At 63.8% G+C, this 25,859-nt stretch carries 17 protein-coding genes; 9 read left to right on the forward strand and 8 right to left on the reverse strand.

What is annotated here, in order from left to right:
• Nucleotides 1-96 precede the first annotated feature (96 nt).
• The 6 genes from SINAC_RS01030 (at nucleotide 97) to SINAC_RS37795 (ending at nucleotide 14,175) form a co-directional block, all read left to right on the forward strand.
• Nucleotides 97-882 (forward strand): GNAT family N-acetyltransferase, encoded by a 786-nt coding sequence (locus tag SINAC_RS01030; RefSeq protein WP_015243847.1) that lies wholly within the window; start codon nucleotides 97-99, stop codon nucleotides 880-882.
• 23 nt (nucleotides 883-905) lie between these two features.
• On the forward strand, nucleotides 906-1,610 hold the full coding sequence (locus SINAC_RS37785) for a precorrin-2 dehydrogenase/sirohydrochlorin ferrochelatase family protein (protein WP_015243848.1): 705 nt from the start codon (nucleotides 906-908) through the stop codon (nucleotides 1,608-1,610).
• 222 nt (nucleotides 1,611-1,832) lie between these two features.
• Entirely contained in the window at nucleotides 1,833-3,191 is a 1,359-nt protein-coding gene (locus SINAC_RS01040) for a UDP-glucose dehydrogenase family protein (RefSeq protein ID WP_015243849.1), read from the forward strand.
• A 384-nt stretch (nucleotides 3,192-3,575) separates the two neighbouring features.
• Nucleotides 3,576-5,549, forward strand: coding sequence for a sulfatase (locus SINAC_RS01045; RefSeq protein ID WP_015243850.1), 1,974 nt, complete (start codon nucleotides 3,576-3,578; stop codon nucleotides 5,547-5,549).
• 285 nt (nucleotides 5,550-5,834) lie between these two features.
• The gene (locus SINAC_RS37790; protein ID WP_015243851.1) at nucleotides 5,835-7,406 is read left to right on the forward strand and encodes an RNA polymerase sigma factor; all 1,572 of its coding nucleotides are present in this window, start codon (nucleotides 5,835-5,837) and stop codon (nucleotides 7,404-7,406) included.
• Between the two features lie 1,021 nt (nucleotides 7,407-8,427).
• Nucleotides 8,428-14,175 (forward strand): Ig-like domain-containing protein, encoded by a 5,748-nt coding sequence (locus SINAC_RS37795; RefSeq protein ID WP_015243852.1) that lies wholly within the window; start codon nucleotides 8,428-8,430, stop codon nucleotides 14,173-14,175.
• Nucleotides 14,176-14,446: 271 nt separating this feature from the next.
• On the opposite strand, the gene SINAC_RS01060 is transcribed toward SINAC_RS37795, so the two are convergent.
• Both SINAC_RS01060 and SINAC_RS01065 read right to left on the reverse strand, forming a co-directional pair.
• The gene (locus SINAC_RS01060) at nucleotides 14,447-15,283 is read right to left on the reverse strand and encodes an arylamine N-acetyltransferase family protein (protein WP_015243853.1); all 837 of its coding nucleotides are present in this window, start codon (nucleotides 15,281-15,283) and stop codon (nucleotides 14,447-14,449) included.
• An 88-nt stretch (nucleotides 15,284-15,371) separates the two neighbouring features.
• Nucleotides 15,372-15,833 carry a VOC family protein gene (locus tag SINAC_RS01065; protein WP_015243854.1) on the reverse strand — a complete coding sequence of 154 codons (462 nt, stop codon included), beginning with the start codon at nucleotides 15,831-15,833 and terminating at the stop codon, nucleotides 15,372-15,374.
• A 200-nt stretch (nucleotides 15,834-16,033) separates the two neighbouring features.
• On the opposite strand from SINAC_RS01065, the gene SINAC_RS01070 reads away from it, so the two are divergent.
• Nucleotides 16,034-16,726, forward strand: coding sequence for a helix-turn-helix transcriptional regulator (locus SINAC_RS01070; protein ID WP_015243855.1), 693 nt, complete (start codon nucleotides 16,034-16,036; stop codon nucleotides 16,724-16,726).
• A 6-nt stretch (nucleotides 16,727-16,732) separates the two neighbouring features.
• On the opposite strand, the gene hemA is transcribed toward SINAC_RS01070, so the two are convergent.
• Nucleotides 16,733-18,016 carry a glutamyl-tRNA reductase gene (gene hemA, locus SINAC_RS01075; protein ID WP_015243856.1) on the reverse strand — a complete coding sequence of 428 codons (1,284 nt, stop codon included), beginning with the start codon at nucleotides 18,014-18,016 and terminating at the stop codon, nucleotides 16,733-16,735.
• The gene (locus SINAC_RS01080) at nucleotides 18,013-18,876 is read right to left on the reverse strand and encodes a cytochrome C assembly family protein (RefSeq protein ID WP_015243857.1); all 864 of its coding nucleotides are present in this window, start codon (nucleotides 18,874-18,876) and stop codon (nucleotides 18,013-18,015) included. Before SINAC_RS01080 ends, hemA begins: the two co-directional genes overlap by 4 nt.
• A 274-nt stretch (nucleotides 18,877-19,150) precedes the next feature.
• Here SINAC_RS01080 and SINAC_RS01085 point away from each other — a divergent pair, with 274 nt between their 5' ends.
• Together SINAC_RS01085 and sugE are read left to right on the forward strand one after the other, a co-directional pair.
• Nucleotides 19,151-19,663: a DinB family protein gene (locus tag SINAC_RS01085; protein ID WP_015243858.1), complete on the forward strand. Its 513-nt coding sequence runs from the start codon at nucleotides 19,151-19,153 to the stop codon at nucleotides 19,661-19,663.
• 252 nt (nucleotides 19,664-19,915) lie between these two features.
• Nucleotides 19,916-20,236, forward strand: coding sequence for a quaternary ammonium compound efflux SMR transporter SugE (gene sugE / locus SINAC_RS01090; RefSeq protein WP_015243859.1), 321 nt, complete (start codon nucleotides 19,916-19,918; stop codon nucleotides 20,234-20,236).
• Nucleotides 20,237-20,366: 130 nt separating this feature from the next.
• Here the strand turns inward: sugE and SINAC_RS01095 are convergent, their stop codons facing one another.
• The 4 genes from SINAC_RS01095 to SINAC_RS01115 all read right to left on the reverse strand — a co-directional run bounded on the left by SINAC_RS01095 (nucleotide 20,367) and on the right by SINAC_RS01115 (nucleotide 25,725).
• Nucleotides 20,367-22,976 (reverse strand): polynucleotide kinase-phosphatase, encoded by a 2,610-nt coding sequence (locus SINAC_RS01095; protein WP_015243860.1) that lies wholly within the window; start codon nucleotides 22,974-22,976, stop codon nucleotides 20,367-20,369.
• A gap of 123 nt (nucleotides 22,977-23,099) precedes the next feature.
• On the reverse strand, nucleotides 23,100-24,503 hold the full coding sequence (locus SINAC_RS01100; protein ID WP_015243861.1) for a 3' terminal RNA ribose 2'-O-methyltransferase Hen1: 1,404 nt from the start codon (nucleotides 24,501-24,503) through the stop codon (nucleotides 23,100-23,102).
• Nucleotides 24,504-24,803: 300 nt separating this feature from the next.
• On the reverse strand, nucleotides 24,804-25,247 hold the full coding sequence (locus tag SINAC_RS01110) for a cupin domain-containing protein (RefSeq protein ID WP_015243862.1): 444 nt from the start codon (nucleotides 25,245-25,247) through the stop codon (nucleotides 24,804-24,806).
• Nucleotides 25,240-25,725 carry a carboxymuconolactone decarboxylase family protein gene (locus SINAC_RS01115; protein WP_015243863.1) on the reverse strand — a complete coding sequence of 162 codons (486 nt, stop codon included), beginning with the start codon at nucleotides 25,723-25,725 and terminating at the stop codon, nucleotides 25,240-25,242. Before SINAC_RS01115 ends, SINAC_RS01110 begins: the two co-directional genes overlap by 8 nt.
• Nucleotides 25,726-25,859: the final 134 nt, after the last annotated feature.

A 25,859-nucleotide genomic window follows, 5' to 3' on the forward strand; every position in this document is an offset into this window, starting at 1 on the left:
GCAGGAGAAGTAGGCAAAGAGGTCTTAGCCGGAGAAGATAGGGGTTACGAGGCACACAATTTCGATCGATCTTCGCCCGTCCATGGTTGACTGAACATGGTTCCACTTGATGCGGTTGCCGCCGAGCATGTGCGAGCCTGGCTGGGGGAGCCTGCCGGCCCTGGCTTGCTCGACCTCTATCAGGCCTTGGCGGATCATCGTCAGGGGCTCTGGGGGGACGATCCGAAGGTTCCGCGGAGCGTGCTGCTGCTTCGCGAAGAGGGCCGCCAGCTCGAAGCGTTCGGCGCGGGGGATCCGGAGCCGGCCGCGGGCTGGCTCTGCCGGCGAGGAGAGAAGAGCGTCGCCCTGATGGCGCCCAGCGATTGGTGGGACGTGGTCGAGCAAAGGGTTGAGGGGGTCGAGCGGGTCGAGGTACTGACCCTCTCCGCCGACGCGTCCGAGTTCAAGCCGGTCTCGTCGGCCGTCGTGACCCGCCGATTGACGGCCAATGACTCCAAGGCGTTCCTTTCGCCCGAGGTCGCCCTCGAATGGGCCTTGTCGAGCTGGGGGACGTTTCGCAACCTGGTCGAGCATGGGGCGGGATACGTGGTCCCGTTCGGCTCTCGGTTTGCGGCTACGGCCTGGATTTACAGTCAGGCTGGGGATTACGAGGCCGTGGGCGTTTCGACCGTCCCCCGGTTCCAGAGGTTGGGCCTGGGGAAGGCCGTGGCCTCGGCACTCGTTTCCGAGATCATCAACACGCGGGGGAAGGTGCCGCTCTGGACGACGGCGCTGGAGAACGAGGCCTCGGTTGCCACGGCCCAGTCGCTCGGCTTCTCCATCGCAGTGACCGAGACCTATCTGCGCTGGAATCGGCCCCAGGGCTTTATCCGAACCCGTTGATTTGAGCGAGCGAGTGATCGACCATGGCCGGCTATCCGATTGAGCTCGAGCTGCGGGACAAACGAGCGTTGGTGGTGGGCCTTGGTCCGGTCGGTCGGCGGAAGGTGGCCGGTCTGGTCGCGGCCGGTGCGCGCGTGGTCGTCGTCGATCCGGCCGCCGACCGCTTGGCCGCTTGGCCGGCCGAGGTTGAGATCTGCGCTGAGCTCTATCGTTCGGAGCACCTGCAAGGGATGACATTGGCCTTTGCGGCGGCTTCGGCCACAGTCAACCGGACGGTGGTGGCCGATGCGCGGCGGGCGGGCGTCTGGGTGGGATCGGCGACTGATCCGAAAGAAGGGGATTTCACGGTGCCGGCGGTCTGGCGCGAGGGGCCGTTGACTTTGACAGTCTCGACGTCGGGGGCCAGCCCTGCGCTGGCGGCCGCGTTGCGCGATCGTGCGGCGAAGGCGCTGGGGCCGGCCGCAGCGGGACTGGCCTCCCTCCTGGCCGAGCTCCGGCCCGAAGTCCTCGCCCGCCTGGGTGATCGGGCCGAGGTGCGCCGTCGCATCCTGGCCGACTGGGCCGACCCCCGTTGGATCGACCTCTGGCTGGCCGAGGGCCCCGAGGCGGTCCGCCGCGCGCTCGGCGAACGCCTCGCCTATGAAATTGCAGGCTCCTCCCCTCCCCTCGGCGACGGTCAGGAACGGGACGGCGGCGGAGCGGAGCCCTGGCCTGCCCCCCTTTCATGACGGACTCCAAGGTCTGCGAGTGGGGCCCTCATCCTGTCTCGACTTGTTAGTTGGTCGGATATTTCCGATAATTCCGGCTTGTTCGGTCGAGTCATTGATTTCTTCTCCGCCTTCTGTCGTGAGTTCGCCCTGGATTCTCGACTTGTCCCGGCCATCTCCAAGCATCAGGAAGATGTGGGCGGCGCTCGGACGCTCGACCCTCTACCGTGAAGGAATGCAACCGTGAAAATCGCCGTCATCGGAACGGGTTACGTGGGATTGGTGACCGGCACTTGCTTCGCCGAAAGCGGCAACGACGTGGTCTGCGTCGACAAGCTGGCCGAGAAGATCGCCAATCTCGAGCGAGGAATCATCCCGATCTACGAGCCTGGCCTGGCCGAGCTGGTTCATCGCAACCACCGCGACGGCCGGCTCCGGTTCACCACGAGCCTGCCCGAGGCGATCGCCGAGGCGGAGCTGGTCTTCATCGCCGTGGGAACCCCCCAGGGTGAGCACGGCGGCGCGGACTTGCGGGGGATCTGGGCCGTCGGCGAGGAGATTGCCAAGGCCCTCGACGAACCCAAGACGATTGTGATCAAGAGCACCGTTCCGGTCGGCACCAACGCCGAGCTCGCCCGGCGGATGGCCCAGACGACTGACATCCCCTTTGACGTCGCCAGCAACCCCGAGTTCCTCAAGGAAGGGGCGGCGATCGACGACTTCAACAAGCCCGACCGCGTGGTCGTCGGGGTTCGCCGGGAGGAAGTTGGCGAGCAACTGCACGCCCTCTACGAGCCGTTCCTCCGCACTGATCGGCCGTTCCTGATCATGACGCCCGAAAGCGCGGAGATGACCAAGTACGTGGCCAACTGCCTCTTGGCCACCAAGATCAGCTTCATCAACGAGATGGCCAACCTCTGCGAGTCGTACAACGCCGATATCAACGAGGTGCGCCGGGGGATCGGGCACGATCAGCGGATCGGCTTCAGCTTCCTCTTCCCGGGGGTCGGCTACGGCGGTTCGTGCTTCCCGAAGGACATCCGCGCGGTCATCCACATGGCCCAGTCACGCGGCCTGCCCGCCCGGATGATGGAAGCCGTCGACCAGGTGAACGAGGCGCAGAAGGACGTTTTGGTCCATAAGGTCATGGACCACTTCGGGAACGATGTCCGTGGCAAGACCGTGGCGATCTGGGGCCTTGCGTTCAAGCCTCGGACCGATGATATCCGCGAGGCGCCCGCCCTGGTCCTGATCGATGCGCTGCTCGCCGCCGGGGCCTCGCTCCGGATCCACGACCCCGAGGCGCTGGACAACGTCCGGGCGATCTACGGCGATAAGCTCACCTATTGCGACCGCCCCTACGGTGCCCTGGAGCAGGCCGACGCCCTGGCGATCGCGACCGAGTGGAACGAGTTCCGCAACCCCGACTTCGAGGTGATGGCCCGCCTGCTCCGTCAGCCGGTCATCTTCGACGGCCGCAACCTCTACGACCCGGCGCGGATGGCCGCCCTGGGCTTCACCTACCACGGCATCGGCCGTGCCAAGGTCTCTCCCGAGGAATGCGCCACCATCACCGACGGCCCCGACGCATCCACACGCTAAGCTGTTAGACATGGTTTTCCTTTGAATGGCTTGCAGGCACCCAGCAGTATTTGGCTTGGCCCTAGCAACCCATAAGAAAATCAAAGAAAACCGCGTCCTGTGGGGAATTGCACAGAAATAACAAGTGCGTTGTTTTTTGTCTCTGGAGAGGCGGCCGTCAGAGTCAAGCCATGGCTCTTGATGGTCGCCCCTTCGGACCATGCGTTGGGCCGGCCGTGCTGAGAGGGATCTCGGTTCGGGAGGCGTCCGGCGCTTTGGAAATCGACATTGACGCGGTTTGGCATCGTACTATCATCGCCCCGGCTTGGCGTCTGGTTCGTCTTCGAGGCAAAAAAAAGGGGCGCCGGCTCGATCGCAATGAACTGAGCACATGGAGGTGCACCTATGGACCAGCCTGGCCTGGAATGCGCCGATCGGAAGTGGGACGGCTCCCCCTCAGTCCTGGCCTGGGCGGTCTGGCTGGGCCTGGTTGCCGGGATTCTCGAGTTGGTTGCGCTGATCCTGAAGTGCAACTACCTCGACCCACGGAACTACAACGTCAGCCGGCATTTCCCCTGGATGTATCCGGTCTCGGGGGTCCTGGTCCTGCTTGGCCCCGGCCTGGTGCTGGCGGTGGCGGCCTGGGCGTGGCCGCGCTGGCTGTCGAAGTCGGCGGCCGTGGGGGGCCTGGTGTTCTTCGCCTCCTTGAGCGTTCTGTTCCGTGCTCCGATCTACACGGTGGCCTGCCTCGTGCTGGCGGCGGGGGGCGGTCTGCAGATTGCCCGGCTGATTCGGGCGCGGCCAGGCTCCGATCGGCTGGTCCGGTGGACGCTCGGTCCGCTCGTCGGGCTCCTGGTCGTCACGATCGCCTTATCGTACGGTCGGTCCACCTGGCTGCAACGCCAGGCTCTGGCGACGGCTCAACCGACTGCGCCACGGGCGCGGACGGGTGGGGCGAAGAACGTCGTCCTGATCGTGCTCGACACGGTCCGCGCTCAGAGCCTCAGTCTGTACGGGTACGGCCGGAAGACGTCGCCGAACCTGGAACGGATTGCCGCGGAAGGAGTCCGCTTCGATCAGGCGCTGGCCACCGCCCCCTGGACGGCCCCATCGCACGCCGGCATGTTCACGGGGCAATTGCCTGGTCAGCTCTCGATCGGTTGGAGCCGGCCGCTCGACGGGACTTACACCACGTTGGCCGAGTTCCTCGGAGCGCGCGGCTATCGCACGGCCGGTTTCGTCGCCAACACCACCTATTGCAGCTATGAGACCGGGCTCGACCGGGGATTTCACCACTACGAAGACTACGACGTCTCGCTTCCCAATATTCTCCTCTGCTCCGGCCTGATGCAGCGGACTCTCAACTTCGTCCGCAACGCCACCGGCCTCGGCCTGGACGACATCAAGTTGGGGGGCGGTCACCGCAAAGACGCGGCGCGGATCAACCGCGACTTTTTGGGCTGGCTCGCCTCGCGGCCGGCTCACGATTCGCCCTACTTCGCCTTTCTGAACTACTACGACGCCCACCACCCCTACCTCACGCCGGAGCCGGATCAAGAGCGGCCGCGCGGCCGACAGCCGCGGTCCTCGGCCGATTTCAACTTGTTGAGGAAGTGGTGGGACCTCGACAAGAAAGGGCTCACGTCCACCGACCTGGAGTTGGTGCGCGATTCCTATGACCGTTGCCTGACATACCTCGACGACCAGATCGGCCGTTTGTTCAAGGAACTGACGAAACGAGGCGAACTCGAGGATACGATCGTGATCGTCACGGCCGACCACGGTGAGCACCTCGGTGAGCAGCGGCTCTACGGGCACGGTTGCAGCCTCTACCGCCCCGAGCTGCACGTCCCCTTGCTCGTCTTTGCGCCCGGGGCCGTGCCTACCGGCCAAGTCGTGACGGCACCGGTCAGTTTGCGCGACCTCCCGGCCACAGTCGTCGACCTCCTCGGCCTGGCGAACGAGTCGCCGTTCCCGGGGCGTTCGCTGGCCGTCGCATGGTCGGGCGGTCCGGTCCCGGCGGGTTCTTTCGCTGATTCGCTCCTTTCCGAAGTCGAGCTCCCTCCGGAAGCCGACCCCAACGGCGGTCGATCCCCCGTCTGCCGTGGTCCGATGCTCTCGCTCGTGGCGGACGGCTGGCACTACATCCGCAACGGCGACGGCCGGGAAGAGCTCTACGACTTCGAACACGACACGGCCGAGACAAACGACCTCGCTGGTTCGGCCGACAAGGCCGAGGTCATGCGAACGCTCCGCGCCCGCATCGCCGAAGGATCGGACCCAGGCCGACCCGTCGTTGAAGGCCCTGTTCCGAAAGCGGCCGACTCTCCTGCCCGTCTGGCAACCCGACGCTCGTCGACCACCACGAAGGGGCTTTGAAAGCGATTCCGTCTCCCCTCGAAGGGCGACCGCACGAGCTTTTCTTGCATTTCCCTGGGACCGCGGGCACCTCGCCCGCTCTTGATTTGAATTGCGAACGGCGGGGCCAATCAAGCGGATCGGCCCAATTGCCCATTTAACGGGGCATCGATTCTGCGGACCATGACGGCTCGAAGTGGAGCCAATCGGCGAATCGCCTGATTCTTTTGGAATTTCCGAATAAACCGGCCGGCCCGTTACACTACTCTCTGGAGCGAGCGAGACGATCCAGCGGAGATCCAGACAGTGGCGGACGCACGGCGTACGGAAGTTCACCGATACCTCCGCGGTTTGTTCAACGTGGGGACGGTGGCGGGGCTGTCGGACGGTGAACTCTTGGATCGATTTACCGCCCGACGCGGTGAGTCGGCTGAGCTGGCATTCGCGGCCTTGGTCGAGCGACACGGTCCGATGGTGCTGCGGGTCTGTCGCAAGGTCTTGCACGACTCGGATGATGCGGCGGACGCTTTTCAGGCCACCTTCCTGGTCCTGGCCCGGAAGGCCGGTTCGATCCACCGCCGCAGCTCGTTGGGGGCGTACCTCCATGGAGTCGCCCTTCGCGTTGCGAACTGCAATCGCTTGGCCGTGGTGCGGCGTCGGAGGCACGAGCGGACGTACGCCGAGAAAGCGGGAACCGCGTATCAGGCCAAGCCGCCGGACGACCTGGGCCGGGTCCTCCACGAGGAGTTGGGCCGGCTCCCGGAGCGGTTCCGGGGGGTGGCCGTGCTCTGCGACCTGGAAGGCAAGACCTACGTCGAGGCGGCCGGCTTGCTCGGCTGTCCGCCCGGTACGGTCATGAGCCGACTCGCCGAGGCGCGGCGACGGCTGCGAGGGAGGCTCGCCCGGCGCGGCCTGGCCCCGTCGGCCGGAGCGCTCGGCGCGGTGCTGGCGGCCGAGAGCGCGGCAACGGCCAAGGGACTGCCCGCGGCTTTGGCCGAGGCCACCATTCAAGCTGCAACCCGGTTCGCGGCGGGGCCGGCAACTGTCGGGGCGGTGGTTTCCGCCTCGGTGACAACTCTTACCGAAGGAGTACTCAGAGCCATGTTCTTGACGAAGCTGAAGTCCGTCGCGATGTTGGGCCTGGTCGGGGGAGTGGTCGCGACCGGGGCGGGAGTGCTTGCACAGGTGCCTGAACCCCTCTCCCAGGCATCCCCACGGCTTGCCTCTGAACCTGCGCCGCAATATCCGGGACCGGTCACTCCGGCCGATGAGCGTTTGCATTCGTTGGAGAATAAACTCGACCGACTCTTGAAGGTGTTGGAAGCGAATGCAGTGAAGACGTCGTCACCTGCGGCTTTGAATTCGTCGGTATCGTCAATGCGGCCTGGGATGGGAATGGCGTCTGGGATGGGAATGAAGAGAGCTTTGGGCCCGCCGATGGATTCTGGAATGGGAATGACAGGCTCCGTTTCGGGTGGAATGAACCCACTGCAGCTTACAAACGCAGTCCCAGAGAGGCGCAATCAGGCCGCGAACCTCAACCTCGCGCAGGTTGATCCCAACCGCGTACCAAACGTTGAAGAGCGGCTTGGGATGGTAGAACAGCGGTTGGATGAGCTCGTAGGCAGAATCGAGCGATTGGAGGGATCTGGCCTTGTGAACAGTTCTGGGGAACAATCGGCCCAGATGATGGGAGGCGGTGTACACACCTCTAGCAGGAGAACGGCCCATACAAGTGAGAGCGAGGCGTCCCCAGACGTTTCTCGGTCGGCTTCCCCGGCCCTTCCCTCCCCATCGATCCACTCCGTTGCGCCGATCCCCACTGCGCCGTCTCGCTCCTCGTCGGACGTGCTCCCGGATCAATCCCCGCAGGAATGATACGGGACTCCTTCGTCGCAATCGCTTGAATCTGCCACTTGCCTTGGAATTTGGCCGGCCGAGAGATCAGCGGTGATCTCCGGTCGGCCATTTCATTTTATTCGAAATCTTGAAAAGTCAACTGAATCCTGATGTGTATGGCCGGCCGAGAGATCAGCGGTGATCTCCGGTCGGCTGTTTCATTTTATTCGAAATCTTGAAAAGTCAGCTGGATCCTGATGTATTCGGAACGCCAATGGATCAGCGATGATCTCCTATCTTCCGTTTCATTCTATTCGAAGTCGTAAAAAATAAACTGAATCCGGATCTTTCCGGATAGTTGCGATTTGACGCCTAGTAATACTTAGGCTAAATAGTTGATGTAGGCGAATACTCCGCACGTCTTGCCTAAGCGATCGTTGACGCTCGCATGCGATATCCTTTCATTCGATTTTCCGGTTTTAAGAGGATCGATTTTCAATGAACAGGTTTCGGTGCGAAAGGCCCCCCATTAGCGTCGATTCTCGCTTCCTTACAAGAAGCATAGCGCTAAGGCTTCATTGGCCTTGTGAGGTCTTGATACCTCTGGCCCCATAGTCTTGTTGCTGATTTCATTCTGCTGATTTAGGGATAGTCTGTGCGCTCTTGGTGGTTCGGTTCGGTCTCGAGCAGGAGTCTTGCGAGCGACTTCTAGGCCGCACTGGAGCTTCGAGGGTTTTCAGCGGGTTGTTCTCCCCTTTTTTGGGGAGAGTTATCGCCGTCCATCCGGAGCCCGCGTGAGGGCGGTTCTCCCTTTGAAACGGCTTGCGCTGTCGCGCGCCGATGCTTTTCAATCAAGATGTTCTCGGTGCGCTAGATGTCTGTTGACGAGCGATCTTTTGGTCTGGCTCTTGCAGGCGGGGCGAAGGGATGAGCTCGCAACGATCAAGATCGGTGCGAGGTTTAATCTAGCTAATAACTGCTCGCGTTGGAATCTTTGGCGAGTCCTTCAATCACATGATTGAGAGACTTGAGAAATTACTGAAAACTAAGGATCGAACCAATGACGTGGAACCCCGCCGTTACGGAACGAGATCGACGTACCCATTCACGCTACGGACCCCTGGGAAGGCTTGTTTCGCGTGATTGGACTCAGCTCGAGCGTTTGGAGGATCGGACGCTGCTCTCCGTCAGCGCGGTCCCCGACACGTTCGGCTTGATCGAGAACGTCCCGCTCAGTGTCGGTGCGCCGGGTGTGCTGGCCAATGACAGCACCACGACGGGCCAGCCGTTGACGACCACAGGCTTTACACAGCCGGCCCACGGCAACGTGGTGGTGAACCCCAACGGCTCCTTCCAGTATTTTCCCGCCGGGAACTACGTCGGGGCCGACAGCTTCACGTACACGCTCAGCGACGGTACGGACTCGGCCATCGGCACGGTCAATCTGAACATTGCCGCCTCGACTCCCGTCGCCACCGTCTTCGCGGGCCCGCGACTCGCTTCGGTCAGCTCGTCGCAAGGGCCGCTCCTGAACGCCCTGACGAGCTCACTGCTTGGCAGTAACCTCAACCTCAACGTTCTCGATTGGAATGGCTTGGCGGGCGGAGACATTGATCTCGCCAGCCTCCTGGGAGTGCTCCAGACCAATCTCGGCGTCTCCAGCCCGAGCGAGGTCTTGACCACCAACGTGACGGTCGTCCAGGTCTTGACCGCGGCGGCGACCGTCGCTCAGGCCGACGGCAACACCGCGTTGGTCAACGCCTTGAACAGTCAGATCCTTCAGCTTAATGGGCTCACGGGAACGATCAAGTTGGGCGACCTGCTCCAGGTCGACCCGAACAACGGCAGTCTCGCCGGCGTGGACGTGGATGCCCTCGACCTGGTCACCGGTGTCGTTCAGCTCTACAACTTCAACAACGTCCTGACGACTCCGACCCCGATTACGATTTCGGGGGCCACGCTTGCCGGTCTGGGGCTGCCGGCGACGGTCGGCAGCCTGCAACTGTCGGCCCAGGTCGTCGAGCCGCCGATCATTGTGCGCGGTCCGCAGGGGACCCAGTTCCATACCGCGGCCATCCGGCTCAAGCTCGACCTGAACAACCTCGTCGGTCTGAACCTGGACACCACCTCGCTGTTGGGTTCGCTCTCGACCGTTCTGGGGCTTCCGCTTAACCTGCTAACAGTCACCGCCAACGTTGCCGACCTCCAGGTGTATGCCGAGGTTGCGAGCACCAGCGGGACGATCCAGACGATCAACGCCCTCACGGCCGCGGTTGGCGTCCAGGCCATGCCCGGCGTTACCAACCTCTATGTCGGTACGATTGCCGACAGCGTCTTCTTTAACCGCACCCACACGATTGTGCCGGCGACCGACCTGACTTTCGGCAGCGTCGGAGCCTTGACGATCTCGGTGCCGTTGTTGGCCCTGAACGTTTCGGCGGCGATCCAAATTCGCGACTTCGCGTTGGGGCAGGCCCCGGGCTCGCCGACGCTGCTCAACTTCGTTCCGCCTTATCCGTCGCCGACCCAGACAGTGGGTTCGAGCGCGGCGGTGATCACTGTCCTGGCGCAGAACCTGGTCAACAACCTGCAGGTCCAGATCAGCGGTACCCTGGGGCCGTTGCTCGACCCGATCGTGAGCACGCTCACGGCCGACCTCGTCCAACCCTTGGTCAACGGCGTGTTGGCGCCGATTCTCACACCGCTGCTTACCGGCCTTGTCGACCCTCTGCTGGGCCTGCTGGGTGTGGGGATTGGCCAGGCGATCGTGGCCGTGCAGGCCGTCGGCGTCGACGCCGCGCCGATCGCCAACCCGGATTTCGCGAACACCGCCGAGAATACGCCGGTCACCGTTCCCGTCCTCAACAACGACGCCTTCGCGCCGGGCGACACGCTCACGATCAGCTCGGTGACCCAGGGAGCGCACGGCACCGTCGTCATCAACCCGAACGGCACGGTAACCTACACCCCGAATAATGGCTTCTTCGGCACCGACACGTTCACCTACATTGCCACTAACGGCAGACAGCTCAGTAACTCCACGACCGTGACGATCAACGTCCTGCCCCCTGGCCAGCAGGCTCCGATCGCCGTCAACGACAGCTACGTGACGAACGAAGGGGTGACGCTGACGGTTCCACCCCTGGGGGTCCTTGCGAACGACGTCAGCCCGTCGGGTAACCCGTTGACGGCTGCGGTGGTTGGCTTGCCGACGCACGGTACGCTGACGCTGAACAGCAACGGCTCGTTCACGTACGTGCCGGTCCCAGGGTTCTTTGGTGTCGACACGTTTACGTACCAGGCCTCCGATGGGACGTTCACGAGCAACATCGCAACGGTCACCATCACCGTCCTGGCCCCGGCGCAAGCCCCGGTCGCCGTCGATGACAACTACGTGACGACCGAGGGGACGACTTTGACGGTTCCGCCCCTGGGTGTCCTCGCGAACGACCTCAGCCCGTTGGGGACTCCGTTGACGGCCACGGTGGTCGGTTTGCCGACGCACGGTACGCTCACGCTGAATAGCAACGGCTCGTTCACGTACGTGCCGACCGCAGGGTTCATCGGTACCGACACGTTTACTTACCGGGCCTTCGATGGTACGACGTTGAGTAACATCGCGACGGTCACCATCACCGTCCTGGCGCCGGCGCAGGCCCCAGTCGCCGTGAATGACAGCTATGTGACGCATGCGGGGACGACTTTGACGGTTCCGCCCCTGGGCGTCCTCGCGAACGACCTCAGCCCGTCGGGTACTGCATTGACGGCTGCGGTGGTTGGCTTGCCGACGCACGGTACGCTGACGCTGAACAGCAACGGCTCGTTCACGTACGTGCCGACCGCGGGGTTCTTTGGCACCGACACATTCACGTACCAGGCCTCCGATGGGACGTTGTTGAGCAACATCGCGACGGTCACCATCACCGTCCTGGCGCCGGCGCAGGCCCCAGTCGCCGTTGATGACAGCTACTTGACGCACGCGGGGGTGACGCTGACGGTTCCGCCTTTGGGTGTCCTTGCGAACGACCTCAGTCCGTCGGGGACACCGTTGACGGCCTCGGTTGTTGGCTTGCCGACACATGGTACGCTGACGCTGAACAGCAACGGCTCGTTCACGTACGTGCCGACCGCGGGGTTCTTTGGCACCGACACGTTCACGTACCAGGCCTTCGATGGTACGACGTTGAGTAACATTGCGACGGTCACCATCACCGTCCTGGCGCCGGCGCAAGCCCCAGTCGCCGTGAATGACAGCTACGTGACGACCGAGGGGACGACTTTGACGGTTCCGCCCCTGGGTGTCCTCGCGAACGACCTCAGCCCGTTGGGGACTCCGTTGACGGCCTCGGTTGTTGGCTTGCCGACGCATGGCACGCTGACGCTGAACAGCAACGGCTCGTTCACATACGTGCCGACCGCGGGATTCATCGGTACCGACACGTTTACGTACCAGGCTTTCGATGGTACGACGTTGAGTAACATCGCGACGGTCACCATCACCGTCCTGGCGCCGGCGCAGGCCCCAGTCGCCGTGAATGACAGCTATGTGACGAACTCGGGGACGACGCTGACGGTTCCGCCCCTGGGCGTCCTCGCGAACGACCTCAGCCCGTCGGGTACTGCATTGACGGCTGCGGTGGTTGGCTTGCCGACACATGGTACGCTGACGCTGAACAGCAACGGCTCGTTCACGTACGTGCCGACCGCGGGGTTCTTTGGCACCGACACGTTCACGTACCAGGCCTTCGATGGTACGACGTTGAGTAACATTGCGACGGTCACCATCACCGTCCTGGCGCCGGCTCAGGCCCCAGTCGCTGTGAATGACAGCTATGTGACGCGTGAAGGGACGACTTTGACGGTTCCGCCCCTGGGCGTCCTCGCGAACGACCTCAGTCCGTCGGGGACACCGTTGACGGCCTCGGTTGTTGGCTTGCCGACGCATGGCACGCTGACGCTGAACAGCAACGGCTCGTTCACGTACGTGCCGACCGCAGGGTTCATCGGTACGGACACGTTTACGTACCAGGCTTTTGATGGTACGACGTTGAGTAACATCGCGACGGTCACCATCACCGTCCTGGCGCCGGCGCAGGCCCCTGTCGCCGTGAATGACAGCTACCAGACGCGTCAAGGGGTGACGCTAACGGTTCCGCCTCTGGGTGTCCTTGCGAACGACCTTAGCCCGTCTGGGACACCGTTGACGGCCTCGGTTGTTGGCTTGCCGACGCATGGCACGCTGACGCTGAACAGCAACGGCTCGTTCACGTACGTGCCGACCGCAGGGTTCATCGGTACGGACACGTTTACGTACCAGGCTTTTGATGGTACGACGTTGAGTAACATCGCGACGGTCACCGTCACCGTCCTGGCGCCGGCGCAGGCCCCAGTCGCCGTGAATGACAGCTATGTGACGAACTCGGGGACGACGCTGACGGTTCCGCCTCTGGGTGTCCTTGCGAATGACCTCAGTCCGTCTGGGACTCCGTTGACGGCCTCGGTTGTTGGCTTGCCGACGCATGGCACGCTGACGCTGAACAGCAACGGCTCGTTCACGTACGTGCCGACCGCAGGGTTCATCGGTACGGACACGTTTACGTACCAGGCTTTTGATGGTACGACGTTGAGTAACATCGCGACGGTCACCGTCACCGTCCTGGCGCCGGCGCAGGCCCCAGTCGCCGTGAATGACAGCTATGTGACGAACTCGGGGACGACTTTGACAGTTCCGCCCCTGGGCGTCCTTGCGAACGACCTCAGCCCGTCGGGGATACCGTTGACGGCCGCGGTGGTCGGTTTGCCGGCACACGGTACGCTCACGTTGAACAGCAACGGCTCGTTCACGTACGTGCCGGCTGCGGGGTTCATCGGTACGGACACGTTTACGTACCGGGCCTCTGATGGTACGTCGTCGAGTAACATTGCGACGGTCACCATCACCGTCCTGGCCCCCGCGCAGACTCCGATCGCCGTTCCCGACCAGTACGTCACTGAGGAAGGGACGCCGCTGGCGGTTCCGGGGCCGGGTGTGTTGGGCAACGACATCAGCCCTAACGGCACTCCATTGACCGCAGTACTCGTCACCGGGCCGTCGCACGGCACGCTGACGCTGAACGCCAACGGTTCGTTCAACTACATCCCAGACCCTGGATATTTCGGGAGTGACCAGTTCACGTATCGCAACACCGATGGTGTGACGTTCAGCAACTCGGCCGCCGTCTCTATCACGGTCAATCAGGCCTCGCCGCAGGTTGGGCCGCCCACGGTGATTGGCTTGCAGCGGTTCGGCTACCACGAGCAAACGACGTTGATCGTCTTGACATTCAGCGAGGACTTGGACCCGGTGCGGGCCCAGGACCCCGCCAATTACATCCTCCAGAGCCGGGGCCGCGATGGTCGGTGGGGAACGCGTGACGATGTCTTTATTGCAATCGCTTCGGCGACCTATGATCCCGCCACGCGAACCGTGACCCTGATCGCGGCCAACCGGCTGATCAAGCTGAGGGAACTGTATCAACTCACCGTCGTCGGGACGGGGCCGAACGGGTTGACCGGCGTGACCGGCATCCCCCTGAACGGTCAACCGGGGTCCGACTTCGTGACCACCTTCAACAGTCATGCTTTGGCGGGTCCCTCTGAGATCGGCCCGGTCCAGACCCCGGGACGCCGAGTGGGCGCGGCCCGGCAAGCGGCACTCGCTCGGCAGGCGGCCAACCGGCTGCTCCGCCAGGCCGGTGGTGCTCATCTTGGGGCGAAAGCTCTGGGCCGGCTCGCGGCGAACCCGCACGGGCGGCGGCCACACGCTTGATTCCCGCGTGCCAAGGGGCCTGAGCCCCTTGGCACGTCTTCTGAATCCGTATAAACGACCCTTCCTTGGACGGATGCGGGGGCATTTGATGCCCCGCATGTGACTGAGGAAGGTTTTTTTGTTCTGCTGATCTTGTTGTTATGAAATTGAGGAAGTTTGTGTGTTCTGCGTCATTCCTGCATGGGTTCCGAGTACGGAAGCCGTGGCACCCAGCAGCATTTGGCTTGGTCGTAGCAGCATAAGAAAATCAAAGAAAACCGCGGCCAACAGCTCAGAGTTCGGACGCCACGTTCGCCGGGAGTGCCGAAACGATCGACTGGAACCGGGTGCCGGGAGGGAACCGCAAGTCGAAGCACTCGGTGAGAACGTGCAGCAGCTCCTCGTCACTCGCGATGGTGCGAAGGGTTGCCTGTCCCCCTCGCCTGATCTCAAGCTCCCGGTTGCGCAAGACCTGGCGGACTTCCGGGGTCCGCGATTGGACCGTCAAGGTGCGGAGGAAGGGAGAGTCGGGATGGGTTGAGGTGTAATAGTTGCCCACCTCGCAGTCGATGCTGTGCTGCGGCTCGAGCGTAAAGGCGTAGAGGTCGGTCCAGATCCCTTCAATGAGGGATTGCAAGACCCAGAGACCCTCGTCGTCGATCAAGCGGAACGTTCGGTCATGCTGATGGGAGGAAGGCCCGCTCACCATCGGGATCGGCCGGAAGAGGCCTTCGCCGCCAAACCCAACGTCTGCGAGCCAGGTGGTGTTTTTGAGCGTGATGTTCAAGAACATGTGGGTGCGAGGCGTGGCCCGGTGCGTTCTCAGACGCACGCGGCCGGACAGTCTCGTGACGTGGAATCCGAGCTCCTCCAGCACGGCGGCGAACAGCGTATTCTGCTCGAAGCAGTAACCGCCGCGCCGGCTCCAGACTAGCTTGGACTGCAAGCTCGCCAGGTCGAGGCGGATCGGCCGCCCGAGATGAATGTCGAGGTTCTCGAATGGGATCCGGGTGACATGGTTGAAATGCAACCGCTCGAGCACTTCCGGCGACGGGGTTCGATCGCCGGAATCACCGATGCGGTCCAGGTAGGCGTTGACGTCGATGAAGTTGGGATCGGCCGGATTCATGCGCGCACCTCGCTCCAAACAAGCGACCGTCACACCCCCGCCCTGCGCTTGGAGACGCACCAATAGGGTGGGGCACACGTCGATTCGATCAGTAAATGGGCCAGAGTCCGGGTGTTGCCAGCTCCAGCAAGTGGCCGTCGGGATCCCGGAAATAGAGACTCACTCCGCCCCGCGGCCAGGTCGTTTCACCCTCGACCTGCACTCCGTGCGATGACAGCCACTCTCTCCAGCGTTCGAGGTCATCAGCGTTGACCGCAAACGCGAGATGCAGCGTCCCGCGACCGTCGTGCGGGGGAATCGTGCCTCCAGGAAGGACGCTTGTCGTCGTGAACTCGCCCTTCCGAAAGAGGAGCAGGACCTGACGCCCAGGGATCTGGAGCGGACAGAATCGAGGGTCAGGTTCTTTAGCGGGCGACTCCGAACTCCCCTCCTCGAAGGTCCTGAAGCCGAAAATCTGCTGGTAGAACCGGACAGACCGTTCCAGGTCGTCAACATACAGCGCCGTCTCCAGCAGTCCGTTGATGGCCGGCATGGCGGATCCGGAAGTCATGGGTTTCACCCTCAGCAATGCCCGAAATCTGTTTCTCAAAAAATTCGGATGACCAAGTTTTTCCTGACGCGGCCGGCAGACAACGGATTGGCCGGGGCCACTCTCCATGATATTCCCCGGCCCGGTGCGTTGCATCGCGGCCGACCCGGTTCTATAATTTTCCAACAAGTCACTTTGAAAAATAGTCAGGTAGCCTGAATATGTCAAGCGATCGATTGGAAAATGCGCTTCGGCCGGCGGGGGATCGGTTCCTGGTTCTTTTGAAGAGTCGGGGGCCGCAGTCGGCGGGAGAGCTTGGTCGGGCCACAGGTGTGACCGGGGAGGCAGCGCGGCAGCAGCTCGTTCGGCTCGCGGCCGATGGGTTGGTTGTCGCCACTGCGGAGTCACGTGGCGTTGGGCGTCCGACCCAGGTCTGGAGCTTGACGGACGCAGGGAATGCCCGGTTTCCGGATGCCCATGCCGAGCTCACTGCCGGGCTGATCCGCTCGATCCGGACGGAGCTTGGCGAAGCGGTGCTCGACAGGCTGATCGACGCGCGAGCGGCCGAATCCAAGGAGGCCTACGCCACGGCGCTCGAGGGGGCCGGGCTGGGCGAGCGGGTGGCCCGGCTGGCCGAGGCCCGGACCCGGGAAGGGTACATGGCGGAGTTCTGGGCGGAGGGCAACGGGTTCGTCCTGGCCGAGAACCACTGCCCGATCTGCGTGGCCGCAACCGCCTGCCAGGGATTCTGCCGGGCCGAGCTCAGTACGTTCCGCGACGTGCTGGGGCCGGAGGCCTCGGTCGAGCGAGTTGAGCATATCGTCCAAGGCGCCCGCCGGTGTCTCTACCGGATCTCGCCTGAGGACAAGGAGTCGAAGGGCCGCAAGGGGGGGCGACGCGGCAAGCCTGGATGAAGCACGTTAGAGATCGGCCAGCCCGAAGAGGTGGCGGACGGCGTTGAGCAGGGTGTGGGGGTGCTCGGCGGCCGGTTCCGAGGCGGCCGAGCGGAGGGTGGCGCGGGGCTGGTGGAGGAGTTGGTTCTGGAACCGCGACATCATATGGGCAATCGCTTCGCGGTCGGCCTCGTTGAGGCTGGGCCGCGCGTTGCAGAGGGCTTCGAACTCGCGGCGGCGGATCGCGTCGGCGTGGTCGCCGAGTTGGCGAAGCACCGCGCCGGCGTGCCGCTGATGTCGCAGGGCCGCGCAGCAGGCGGCCGTTTCGCGCTCGATGATGGCGGTGGCTGGGTCGATTCCCTTCTGGCGGCGGCTCCGGTTTTGCTCGGCCTGTGCGCGGAGGTCGTCGACGTTGTAGAGGTAGACTTCCTCGAGGTCGCCGATCTTGGGGTCGAAGTCGCACGGGATTGCGATGTCGAGGATCAGGGACAGGCGGTTGCGGCGGGCGTGCTGGACGCGGACGTACTGGTCGTAGGTCACGATCCGCTTTTCGGCGGCGGTCGTGCTGACGACGACGTCGGCCTCCTTGAGCGCCAGGAAGAGCTCGTCGAAGGGGACGGCCTTGCCTCCCCAGCGCGCGGCGGCGACCTCGGCCCGCTCGGGGCTCCGGTTGCTCACCAGGATCCGCCCGGGGTTGAGCGCTTTCAGGTGCTGGAGGGTCAGGTCCCCCATCTTGCCTGCGCCGATGACCAGCATCGTTTTGTCGGAGAAGGTGTCGAAGACCCCTTTGGCGACGTCGACGGCCACGCTGGCGATGGAGAGCTTGCCCTGGTCTAGGCCGGTCTCTTCGCGGACCTTCTTGCCGACGCGGGCGGCATTCTGGAAGACGTGGTGCAGGATCGAGTTGACCGTCCTGTTCTTGATCGCCGCCTGGTACGCCTCCTTGACCTGGCCGAGGATTTGTCCCTCACCCAGCACCAGGCTTTCGAGGCTGGCGGCGACTCGGAACAGGTGGGCGACCGCCTCATTGTCCTGGGCGCTCACGAGGTGGGGGGCGAACCGATCGACCGGCACCGCGTGGAAGGTGGACAAGAAGTCGGTCAGGGCCTCGAGGTCCGGCACCTCCTGGGGAGCGCCTGCGGCATAGATTTCGACCCGGTTGCAGGTCGACAGGATGACGAACTCGCTGCCGGGGAACGACTCGGCCAGCGTGTCGAGCCCGCGCGCGAGCTTGGGACCGTCGAAGGCGAGGGCTTCGCGGATTGAGGTGGGGGCGGAGCGGTGATCGACACCCAGAGTCAGAAGCTTCACAGCGCCTTCCTCCCGGCCGGCGAGCCCATGCCGTGGGCAGTCGGGAGGTTCAAGACGTCGACGCCGACCCAGGTGAACACCAGGAAGCCAAAGGCGATGATCGTCAGTACCATCAGACTCCGTCCCCGCATTGCCGGCCGGAACCGGGCGTGCAAGAGTGCGGCGAAGACCAGCCACATGAGGAACGCGCTGACGACTTTGGGGTCGGTCCAGCTTAGCGGCGTCCTCGCTGCGGCCCCTCGAAGGACCAGGTCGAGGATCACCCCGATCAGAAGGCCGCAGGTCAGGAGCGGGAAAGCGACGGTGATGGCCCCGCGGTTCAGCCGCTCCGATTGCTCGAGGCTGGGCAAGGCGAACCCGAACCGGGAGGGCCGCTTGTGCTTCAGCCGGTTCGACTGCACCAGGTACATCAGCCCGGCGGCGAACGCCACGCAGGTTGAGACCGCACCCGCCAGCAGGAACAGGCCGTGGACCGTGCCCCAGAACCGCGTCGCGCTCCCCCACTGGTCCCAGCCGTCGCGCGGCGAGGCCAGTTGGCCGGAGACCACCAGGCCCAGGACGAGCGGGAGCACGAACACCCCCACCGCCATCGGCTTGGGCGAGCGGACCATCAGGTAGAGGCCGATCAGGGCGAAGATCCAGGAGAGCACCATCAGCGACTCGAACGCGGTGGTCACCGGGACCTTGCGCTGAACCCAGGCCAGGTTGGTCAGGTAGGCCGTCTGGACCAACCAGGCCAAGGCGGTCAGGGCGACGGTCAAGTACCAGCGCGCCGCACCACGGACCACGAACCGAGCCAGCTCGCTCGCCAGGGCCAGGCCGTACGTCCCCCCGAAACAGAGCACGGTCAACCGATCCATCGCGCCGACGCTCCTCGCGCCGCCCCATTACCCTTTGTGCGTGAGTGAATCACCACGAGCCAGGCGAGCCTCCTCACCCGGCATTGCACCATTGTATGATCCTGGTCTCGCGAATCCCAGAGCGTCGAGGGAGACCTTTGCCAACTCAACTCCCGCCGCGAGCGCGAACGCAGGGCCGAGTCGTTGGGTCTAATATCATAATTTCTCGCGGCGACCGGATCGGATCAGGCCGCCGCGATTTTCCCGAGCGAGAAGGGTCAGGAGACTTTTGGCGATGCAAGACGACCTGTTTGCCCTGTACGAGTACAACCGCTGGGCCACCGCCCATCTCGTCAAGGCCGTTGGGCAACTCTCTCCCGAGCAGTACGGTCAGGAACCGGTCCCCGGCTGGTCCTCGGTCCGCGACACGATGATCCATGTGGCCGGCGCTACCGACATCTGGTCCCGCCGGCTCCAGGGGGAGACCGTCACCTCGAGGCCGACCGAACAGGAGTTGCCCACCCTCGACGACGTCGTCCGGCTCTTCGACAAAGCGCACGACGCGTTCGACCGTCTGCTCCCCACGCTCACGCCTGAGCAGCTCGCGACGATCCTGGCGTACCGCAACCTGGCGGGCGACGATTTCCAACTGCCGGTCTGGGCCATCCTCCGCCACGTGGTCAACCACGCGACCTACCACCGGGGCCAGATCGCCTCGAAACTCAAGCGGCTCGGCGCCAATTGCCCGGATACCGACTTCGTGTTCTGGGTGATCGAGAAGACGCAGGGGATCGCACTTTCACGTTGACAACACATGATTTTCCGCTTTTTTTCTGGGACCGCGGGTGCCCCGCCCGCCTCTTCAATTCTAAAAATTGCATTCATAGAGCGGGCGGGGTGCTGTCCGTCCCAGGATAAAAAGGGAGAACGTGGCCCGACCCTTGCCACTGGGCGTAATATGATACTGTGGGGACGACCCCATGCTTCGTGGGGACTGTTCCCACGCCAAGCTCGAATCGTGCGGGGACGACCCCGTAGCTCTCCTCTCCAGGAGAAAGCTATGGCTTGGGTTGTCCTGGTCATTGCCGGCCTGTTCGAAATCGGTTGGGCGGTCTGCCTGAAGTACACGAAGGGGTTCACGCAACCCTGGCCGACCTTCGGATTCGTGGCCTTCATGTTCGCCAGCGTTTACTTGCTTGGGGTGGCCCTCAAGTCGCTTCCGCTGGGAACGGCCTATACGGTCTGGACCGGAATCGGCGCCGTCGGCACCGTTGTGTTCGGGATTCTCCTGCTGGGTGAGTCTCCCGACCTCCGTCGCCTGGCCTGCATTATGCTCATCCTTGCAGGCGTTGTTGGGCTCAAGCTCACCTCGTCGCATTAGGATATAGGATCGAGCCCAGAAAGAAACCCCATTCGCCTGAGAAGCTTCGCTTGCCTCAGAACACCTATGAGAGATCAAGCGGATTGAAGCCCATCGCCCTTGGTTGGCCCAAGGGCTGGTGGGATGCCACTCACAACCTTGGATCCACGGGTTCGCTCTCCAGGGCGAGGACGCCGAAGACGCATTCGTGAACCCTGCGGAGCGGCTCTCGTCGGACGAACCGCTCCAAGGCTTCGAGGCCGAGGGCGAACTCGCCCAGGGCCAACGACCGCTTCCTGCCCAGGCCGCGCGAGCGGAGCCGCACCAGGTTTTCCTCCGTCGTGTAGTCGGGGCCGTAGATGATCCGCAGGTATTCGCGGCCACGGCACTTCACGGCGGGCTGGGAGAGGCCTCGAGATCCGCGGTGGATGAAGTTCAAGGGCTTGACGACCATCCCTTCGCCCCCTCGGGCCGTGAGCTCTTCCCACCAGGCGATCCCCGCCGCCTGACTCGCCGGATCGGTCACATCCACGACCAAGGACGGGGTCGCTCGTAAGAGTTCAGGGTCGGCCCGGCAGAGGTCGGCCAAGGTTGTCATGTGCCAAAGATGATCCTTGTCCGCATGAACCTGGCCCTCGGTGGCGAGCAGGTGGAACGGGGCAAGCTTCAAGTCCGCCAGCGACTCCACCGACCAGCAATACTGCCGATAAGCGGCGACGAACCGGCCGATGTCCTCCCCTCGGAGACGATAGGCGGCTGCGATCCCGGTGAGTTTTTCGCGTTCCTCTCCATTCAGGCGGCTTGCCGACTGCTCCAGGGCGGCGATCGCGGGCGGAAGCGCGGCGGAACCCGCTGCGCCGACTGCGGCATATTGGGTTCGCAAGAGCTCCTGGGCTTTGGCCGACCAGGGCATCAACTCGCAGTCGAGGCAGGCCCAGGCCGTATTGAGCTGGTCCCAGAGGCCGGTGGCGTCGAGGGCCGATCGGACCCGATCGAGAAATCGCCGCTCCAGATCGGTGTCGTTGAAGAACCGTCGCCCCGTGCGCGTGGTGACGATCCCGAGTTCGCCCGTGGTGACGCCGAACCGATCCCAGGCCGCCGCCTCGTCGCGGCAGAGGACGACCACGGCTCTTGAACCCATGTGCTTTTCTTCGCAGACCACCTGCGGGACCCCTTGGCTCCGGTAGTAGGCGAACGCCTCGGCGGGGTGCTCGAGCAGGCCGGGCTCGCGACTGGTTTCGCAGGGCGACATGGTGGGGGGCAGATAGATCAGCCACCTCGGGTCGACGGCGAACCGGCTCATCACTTCCAGGGCCGCCACGGCGTTCTCTTCGCGGATCGTGACGTTCCCCCTGAGCCGGGTCGGGATGATCCGCTTGCCCAGTACGTCCTCGGCGTCGAGTACCTGATCGTGCGACTGCTGCGCGGAGAGGGCTGGGGCCTGGGCCTCGGCGGGGGGTAGGAAGGGGCGCGTGGGGACGCAGTACGTCCTTGCGGCGGGGACCGAGACGAACTCGCCCTCCGGATAGCGCAGGGCGGTCAGCCTGCCGCCGAAGACGCAGCCGGTGTCGATGTTGACCGTGCGATTGAGCCACTCGGGCGATGGAACCGGTGTATGTCCATAGACGACCTGCGCCGATCCCCGATATTCCTTGGCCCAATCGTAGCGGATGGGGAGGCCGAACTCGTCGGTCTCGCCGGTCGTTTCGCCGTAGAGGGCGAAGTCGCGGACCTTGCCTGAGCCTCGCCCTTGCATCTCCGCGCGCATCCCGGCGTGGGCGACGACCAGGCGGCCGCCATCGAGGACGTAGTGGCTCACCAGGCTGTCGAGGAACTCGGCGACTTCCTTCGCAAACGGGGTGCGCAGCTCGCCGGGGATCGCCTCGATCTCGGCCAGCGTCTCGGCCAGCCCATGCGTGATCTGGACGTTCTTCCCCAGGAGCTTTTTGACGAGCTTGACGTCGTGGTTGCCGGGGACGCAGAGCGCGGAGCCGTGGACCACCATGTTTCGCACCAGCCGGACGACGTCGAGGACACGTGGGCCACGATCGACGAGGTCGCCGAGGAAGATCGCCTTCCGGCCCTCAGGGTGAGTATAAATGGGCCCGCTGGCGAGCAAAGGCCCGCCGAGGGCCTCGGCCGAGACGGTGTAGCCCAGTCGCTCCAGGATCAATTCCAGCTCATCACCGCAGCCGTGGACGTCGCCGATGATGTCGAACGGACCTTGCTCATTGCGCCTGTCGTTCCAGAGCGGCGTCCGCTCGACGGTCGCCGCGTCGACCATGGCCGGGGTCTCCATGACGAAGACGTAGCGGAACCCTTCCTTGCGAAGACTTCGGAGCGAGCGCTGGAGCTGTGTCGTCTGGTTGCGGACGACGTGGGGGCCGAAGTCACGGTCGGGCCGCGCCTGGTTCCGCTCGTGGCAGACCTTTTCCGGGAGGGCGAGCACGAGAGCCACGGGAAGGCAGTGGTACTGCCTCGCCAGCGCAACGAGCGGTTTGCGGGCCTCGGCCTGGACGTTGGTGGCGTCGATCACCGTCAGCTTCCCGAGGGCCAGCCGTTTCCCGGCGATGAACCGGAGTACCTCGAAGGCCTCCGTGGTGACGCCCTGGTCGTTCTCATCGTCGCTGATCATCCCTCGGCAAGCGTCCGACGAGAGAATCTCGGTCGGCAAGAAGTGTTTCCGCGCAAAGGTGCTCTTACCCGAACCACTGGGACCGATCAGGATGACGAGGCTGAGCTTGGGGATCTTGAAAGTCATTGGTCGCCGCTCGGGATTCGGATAATTATTGTATTGTTGGGTGCTTGCGTGCAGTTGTGGTGTTTTGGATGATGAGCTGTGCCTGCTCCCCAAGAGAGTGCGCTGGTAAGCGCGAGGAAGCTTTCAGTCGCGCTCGAACACGCCCATCTGCGTCGGTGGGCCGAGTTCCCCGTCTTCGGGGCCAATGGGGAGGAACTTGATCGAGTAGCCGAACCGCGTGGCGATGGCTTGGGCCCAGGCCTGGAACTCCGCTCGGGTCCACTCGAAGCGGTGGTCCGGGTGTCTGAGGCGCTCGGCTCCAACGTTTTCCCAGGTCACGTTGTATTCCCGGTTCGGCGTGGTGAGCACGACCGTCCGGGGCCTGGCGAACTCGAACAGGACGCGCTCGAAGGCGAGGAGCCGGGGCGGGTCAAGGTGCTCGATAACCTCGACCACGGCGGCGGCGTCGAAGCCCTCCAGCCGGCGGTCGCGGTACATGAGCGACCCCTGGATCAGCTTGATCCGTCCTTCCTGGTTGGTGGGGAGGCGATCGAGCTTCAGCCGGTCCTGCGCGATTTCGAGCGTGCGGATCGAGACGTCCATGCCGACGATTTCCTCGAACTGCTTGTCCTTGAGCAAGTTGCGGAGCAGCTTCCCCTCGCCGCAGCCCAGGTCGAGCACCTTCCGGGCCTTGCTGGCGCGCAGAGCCGCCAGGACCGAGCCCAGGCGCTGCTCGTTCAGGCTGAGGGGATTCTCCAGGGCTGCCTCGACCTTCTCGGCTGGCTGTTCGTCGCTTGCGCCTTCGGCCTCGATCGGCTGCTCCTCATCGATGAGGCGGGCCAAGGCCTCACGGAAGAGGCTCGAGCGGAACTTCAAGTAACGCTTGGCGATCTCCTCGCGCTCCGGGTGAGTGCTCAGCCACCCCTTGCCCTTGGCGAGCAGTTTCTCCAGTTCGTCATCGCCGACGAAGTAGTGCTTCTGGTTGTCGAAGACGGGGACGAGGACATACAAGTGCGTCAGCAGGTCGGAGAGCGTGGTCGTCTTCGAGACGGTCACCGAGTAATACGGACTTTCGCCCCACTCGGGAAACCGGTCGTCGAGCGGGTGGCGCTCGGCCTCGACGACATAGCCGAGCGGCTCGAAAACGGCCCGCAAAAAGGGCTCGCCGCCACGCACGGCGAGAATGTCGAGCCGGGCCGAGAGGGGGCGCGGAGCCGCTGCCAGCTCGGGCCGATCGTTACAGCGCCCCTGGAGCGCGGAGCCGTAAACTTGCGAGATCGCCACACTCAGAAAGGACGAGGCCGCGTAGGGCCGGTCGTTGACGTACTGAGCGAGCAGACCCTCCCCTGCCCCCTTGCCCCGGACGACGCCCACCGTGTCCACGTCTAGGAGCAGGCAGGCCGAACAACGGCCGGCGTCGGCTTCTTGATAGAAGACGTGCGCCTGGCCGAAGCTGAGGTCGTAACTTTGGAAGCGGTCGGGGTGTTTGTGCAGCAGGTAGCCGAGGTCGGTGGCGGGCGATTGCGTCGTCGTGATCGTCAGGAGCATGCGCCGTCCTTGCTCGACCGAGTCGGGTCATGGCGTCGATCTGCGCTCGCCTCGGAGGAACCTTCCTCCTCGTCGATCGACAACTTCCCCGAGTATCCCCGTTCGGAGGACGTCTGGAAATGGCCGAGCGCAGTCTTGTCATCTGCAATGACATGCCCGACCCCCGCCGAGGTTCACCAGGACACCACTGCCACTCTGGTCCAGGTCGACCGGGTGGCGGTTGCCCAGCCACCCGGATCGCTCATCCTCTGATGTGAGCCGCCTAACGAAATCGCTCCAAGTCGGTTGGGCTTGTGGGGATCACTCTTCTTTCGCGTGGGCTTCGGGGACCGTGATTTGCTTCGCGTCGCGAGCGTGCAGCATCACGGCCAATAACCGGGTGCGGGTCTTGGCGTTGGGGTTCCGGGAGATCCGGTGGAGGATTCCGGTGGGTTCGTAGAAGGTCTCGCCCGCCTTGAGCGTCTTCACCGGCTGATCGTTGAGACCGAGTTCGTACTCCCCTTCCAGGACGTATCCGAAGATCGGGCCGGCATGGCGGTGGGGCTGGCTGGCTTCGCCCGGTTCGTAGGCCACCTCGACCACGCTTACTCGGGCCGCCTTCCCGTCGATTGTTTCGATCACGTCGCGCTCGGAGAGCGGCGTCACTTTCCCATGGCCTGGCTCGGCATGGTTGGCGAGAGCCAAGGAAAGGCCGCCAGCCCCGAGGGCCACGCCGACGACGGTTGCAAGCAAGAGCTTAAACATGATTCTCTCCCGAGGGTTGATGTTGCGGCTTGGCTGGCTGGTACGTTCCGGGAACGACCCCGGAACTGATCGCGACCCGGTTCCAGCCATTGATGGTGATCACCGCCCAGGTCAAGTCCACCAGTTCCTTCTCTGTGAATTGCGTGCTCGCTTCGGCATAGACCGAATCAGGGACGCCATGGCCGAGCTGTGTGAGCGCTTCGGCCCAGGTCAACGCCGCCCGCTCCCGCGCTGTGAAGAACGGGGCTTCCCGCCAGGCGTTGAGCAGATAGATCCGCTGCTCGGTCTCGCCCTCCGCACGGGCGTCTTTCGTATGCATGTCGAGGCAGAAGGCACAGCCGTTGATCTGCGAGACCCGGATCTTGATCAGTTCCAGCAGGCTCGTCTCCAGCCCGCAGCTCGCGAGGTAAGCGCCGAGCCCATACATCGCCTTCAACGGCTCAGGGGCCAGCTTCATATAATTCAATCGCAGTTCCATCGGTTCGCTCCTCATTTTGCTTTAAAAGTCCGTCCTGGCGGCCGTGGTTCTTGGCCTCGGACAGCGAGCGCGTTCCCGCCGCCGCCCGATCATGAGTAAGGACGAGGAACGCGACGAGGCCGTGACATTGGGGC

Origin of the sequence: Singulisphaera acidiphila DSM 18658 (assembly GCF_000242455.2) — a bacterium.
Classification (GTDB): domain Bacteria; phylum Planctomycetota; class Planctomycetia; order Isosphaerales; family Isosphaeraceae; genus Singulisphaera; species Singulisphaera acidiphila.

What these genes read in the sequence shown, in the direction of transcription:
- SINAC_RS01030 (WP_015243847.1), top strand. Translation starts at nt 97, where the DNA reads ATGGTTCCACTTGATGCGGTTGCCGCCGAGCATGTGCGAGCCTGGCTG.
- SINAC_RS37785 (WP_015243848.1), top strand. Translation starts at nt 906, where the DNA reads ATGGCCGGCTATCCGATTGAGCTCGAGCTGCGGGACAAACGAGCGTTG.
- SINAC_RS01045 (WP_015243850.1), top strand. Translation starts at nt 3,576, where the DNA reads ATGGACCAGCCTGGCCTGGAATGCGCCGATCGGAAGTGGGACGGCTCC.
- SINAC_RS37795 (WP_015243852.1), top strand. Translation starts at nt 8,428, where the DNA reads ATGACGTGGAACCCCGCCGTTACGGAACGAGATCGACGTACCCATTCA.
- SINAC_RS01060 (WP_015243853.1), bottom strand. Translation starts at nt 15,283, where the DNA reads ATGAATCCGGCCGATCCCAACTTCATCGACGTCAACGCCTACCTGGAC.
- SINAC_RS01065 (WP_015243854.1), bottom strand. Translation starts at nt 15,833, where the DNA reads ATGACTTCCGGATCCGCCATGCCGGCCATCAACGGACTGCTGGAGACG.
- SINAC_RS01070 (WP_015243855.1), top strand. Translation starts at nt 16,034, where the DNA reads ATGTCAAGCGATCGATTGGAAAATGCGCTTCGGCCGGCGGGGGATCGG.
- SINAC_RS01080 (WP_015243857.1), bottom strand. Translation starts at nt 18,876, where the DNA reads ATGGATCGGTTGACCGTGCTCTGTTTCGGGGGGACGTACGGCCTGGCC.
- SINAC_RS01085 (WP_015243858.1), top strand. Translation starts at nt 19,151, where the DNA reads ATGCAAGACGACCTGTTTGCCCTGTACGAGTACAACCGCTGGGCCACC.
- sugE (WP_015243859.1), top strand. Translation starts at nt 19,916, where the DNA reads ATGGCTTGGGTTGTCCTGGTCATTGCCGGCCTGTTCGAAATCGGTTGG.
- SINAC_RS01095 (WP_015243860.1), bottom strand. Translation starts at nt 22,976, where the DNA reads ATGACTTTCAAGATCCCCAAGCTCAGCCTCGTCATCCTGATCGGTCCC.
- SINAC_RS01100 (WP_015243861.1), bottom strand. Translation starts at nt 24,503, where the DNA reads ATGCTCCTGACGATCACGACGACGCAATCGCCCGCCACCGACCTCGGC.
- SINAC_RS01110 (WP_015243862.1), bottom strand. Translation starts at nt 25,247, where the DNA reads ATGTTTAAGCTCTTGCTTGCAACCGTCGTCGGCGTGGCCCTCGGGGCT.
- SINAC_RS01115 (WP_015243863.1), bottom strand. Translation starts at nt 25,725, where the DNA reads ATGGAACTGCGATTGAATTATATGAAGCTGGCCCCTGAGCCGTTGAAG.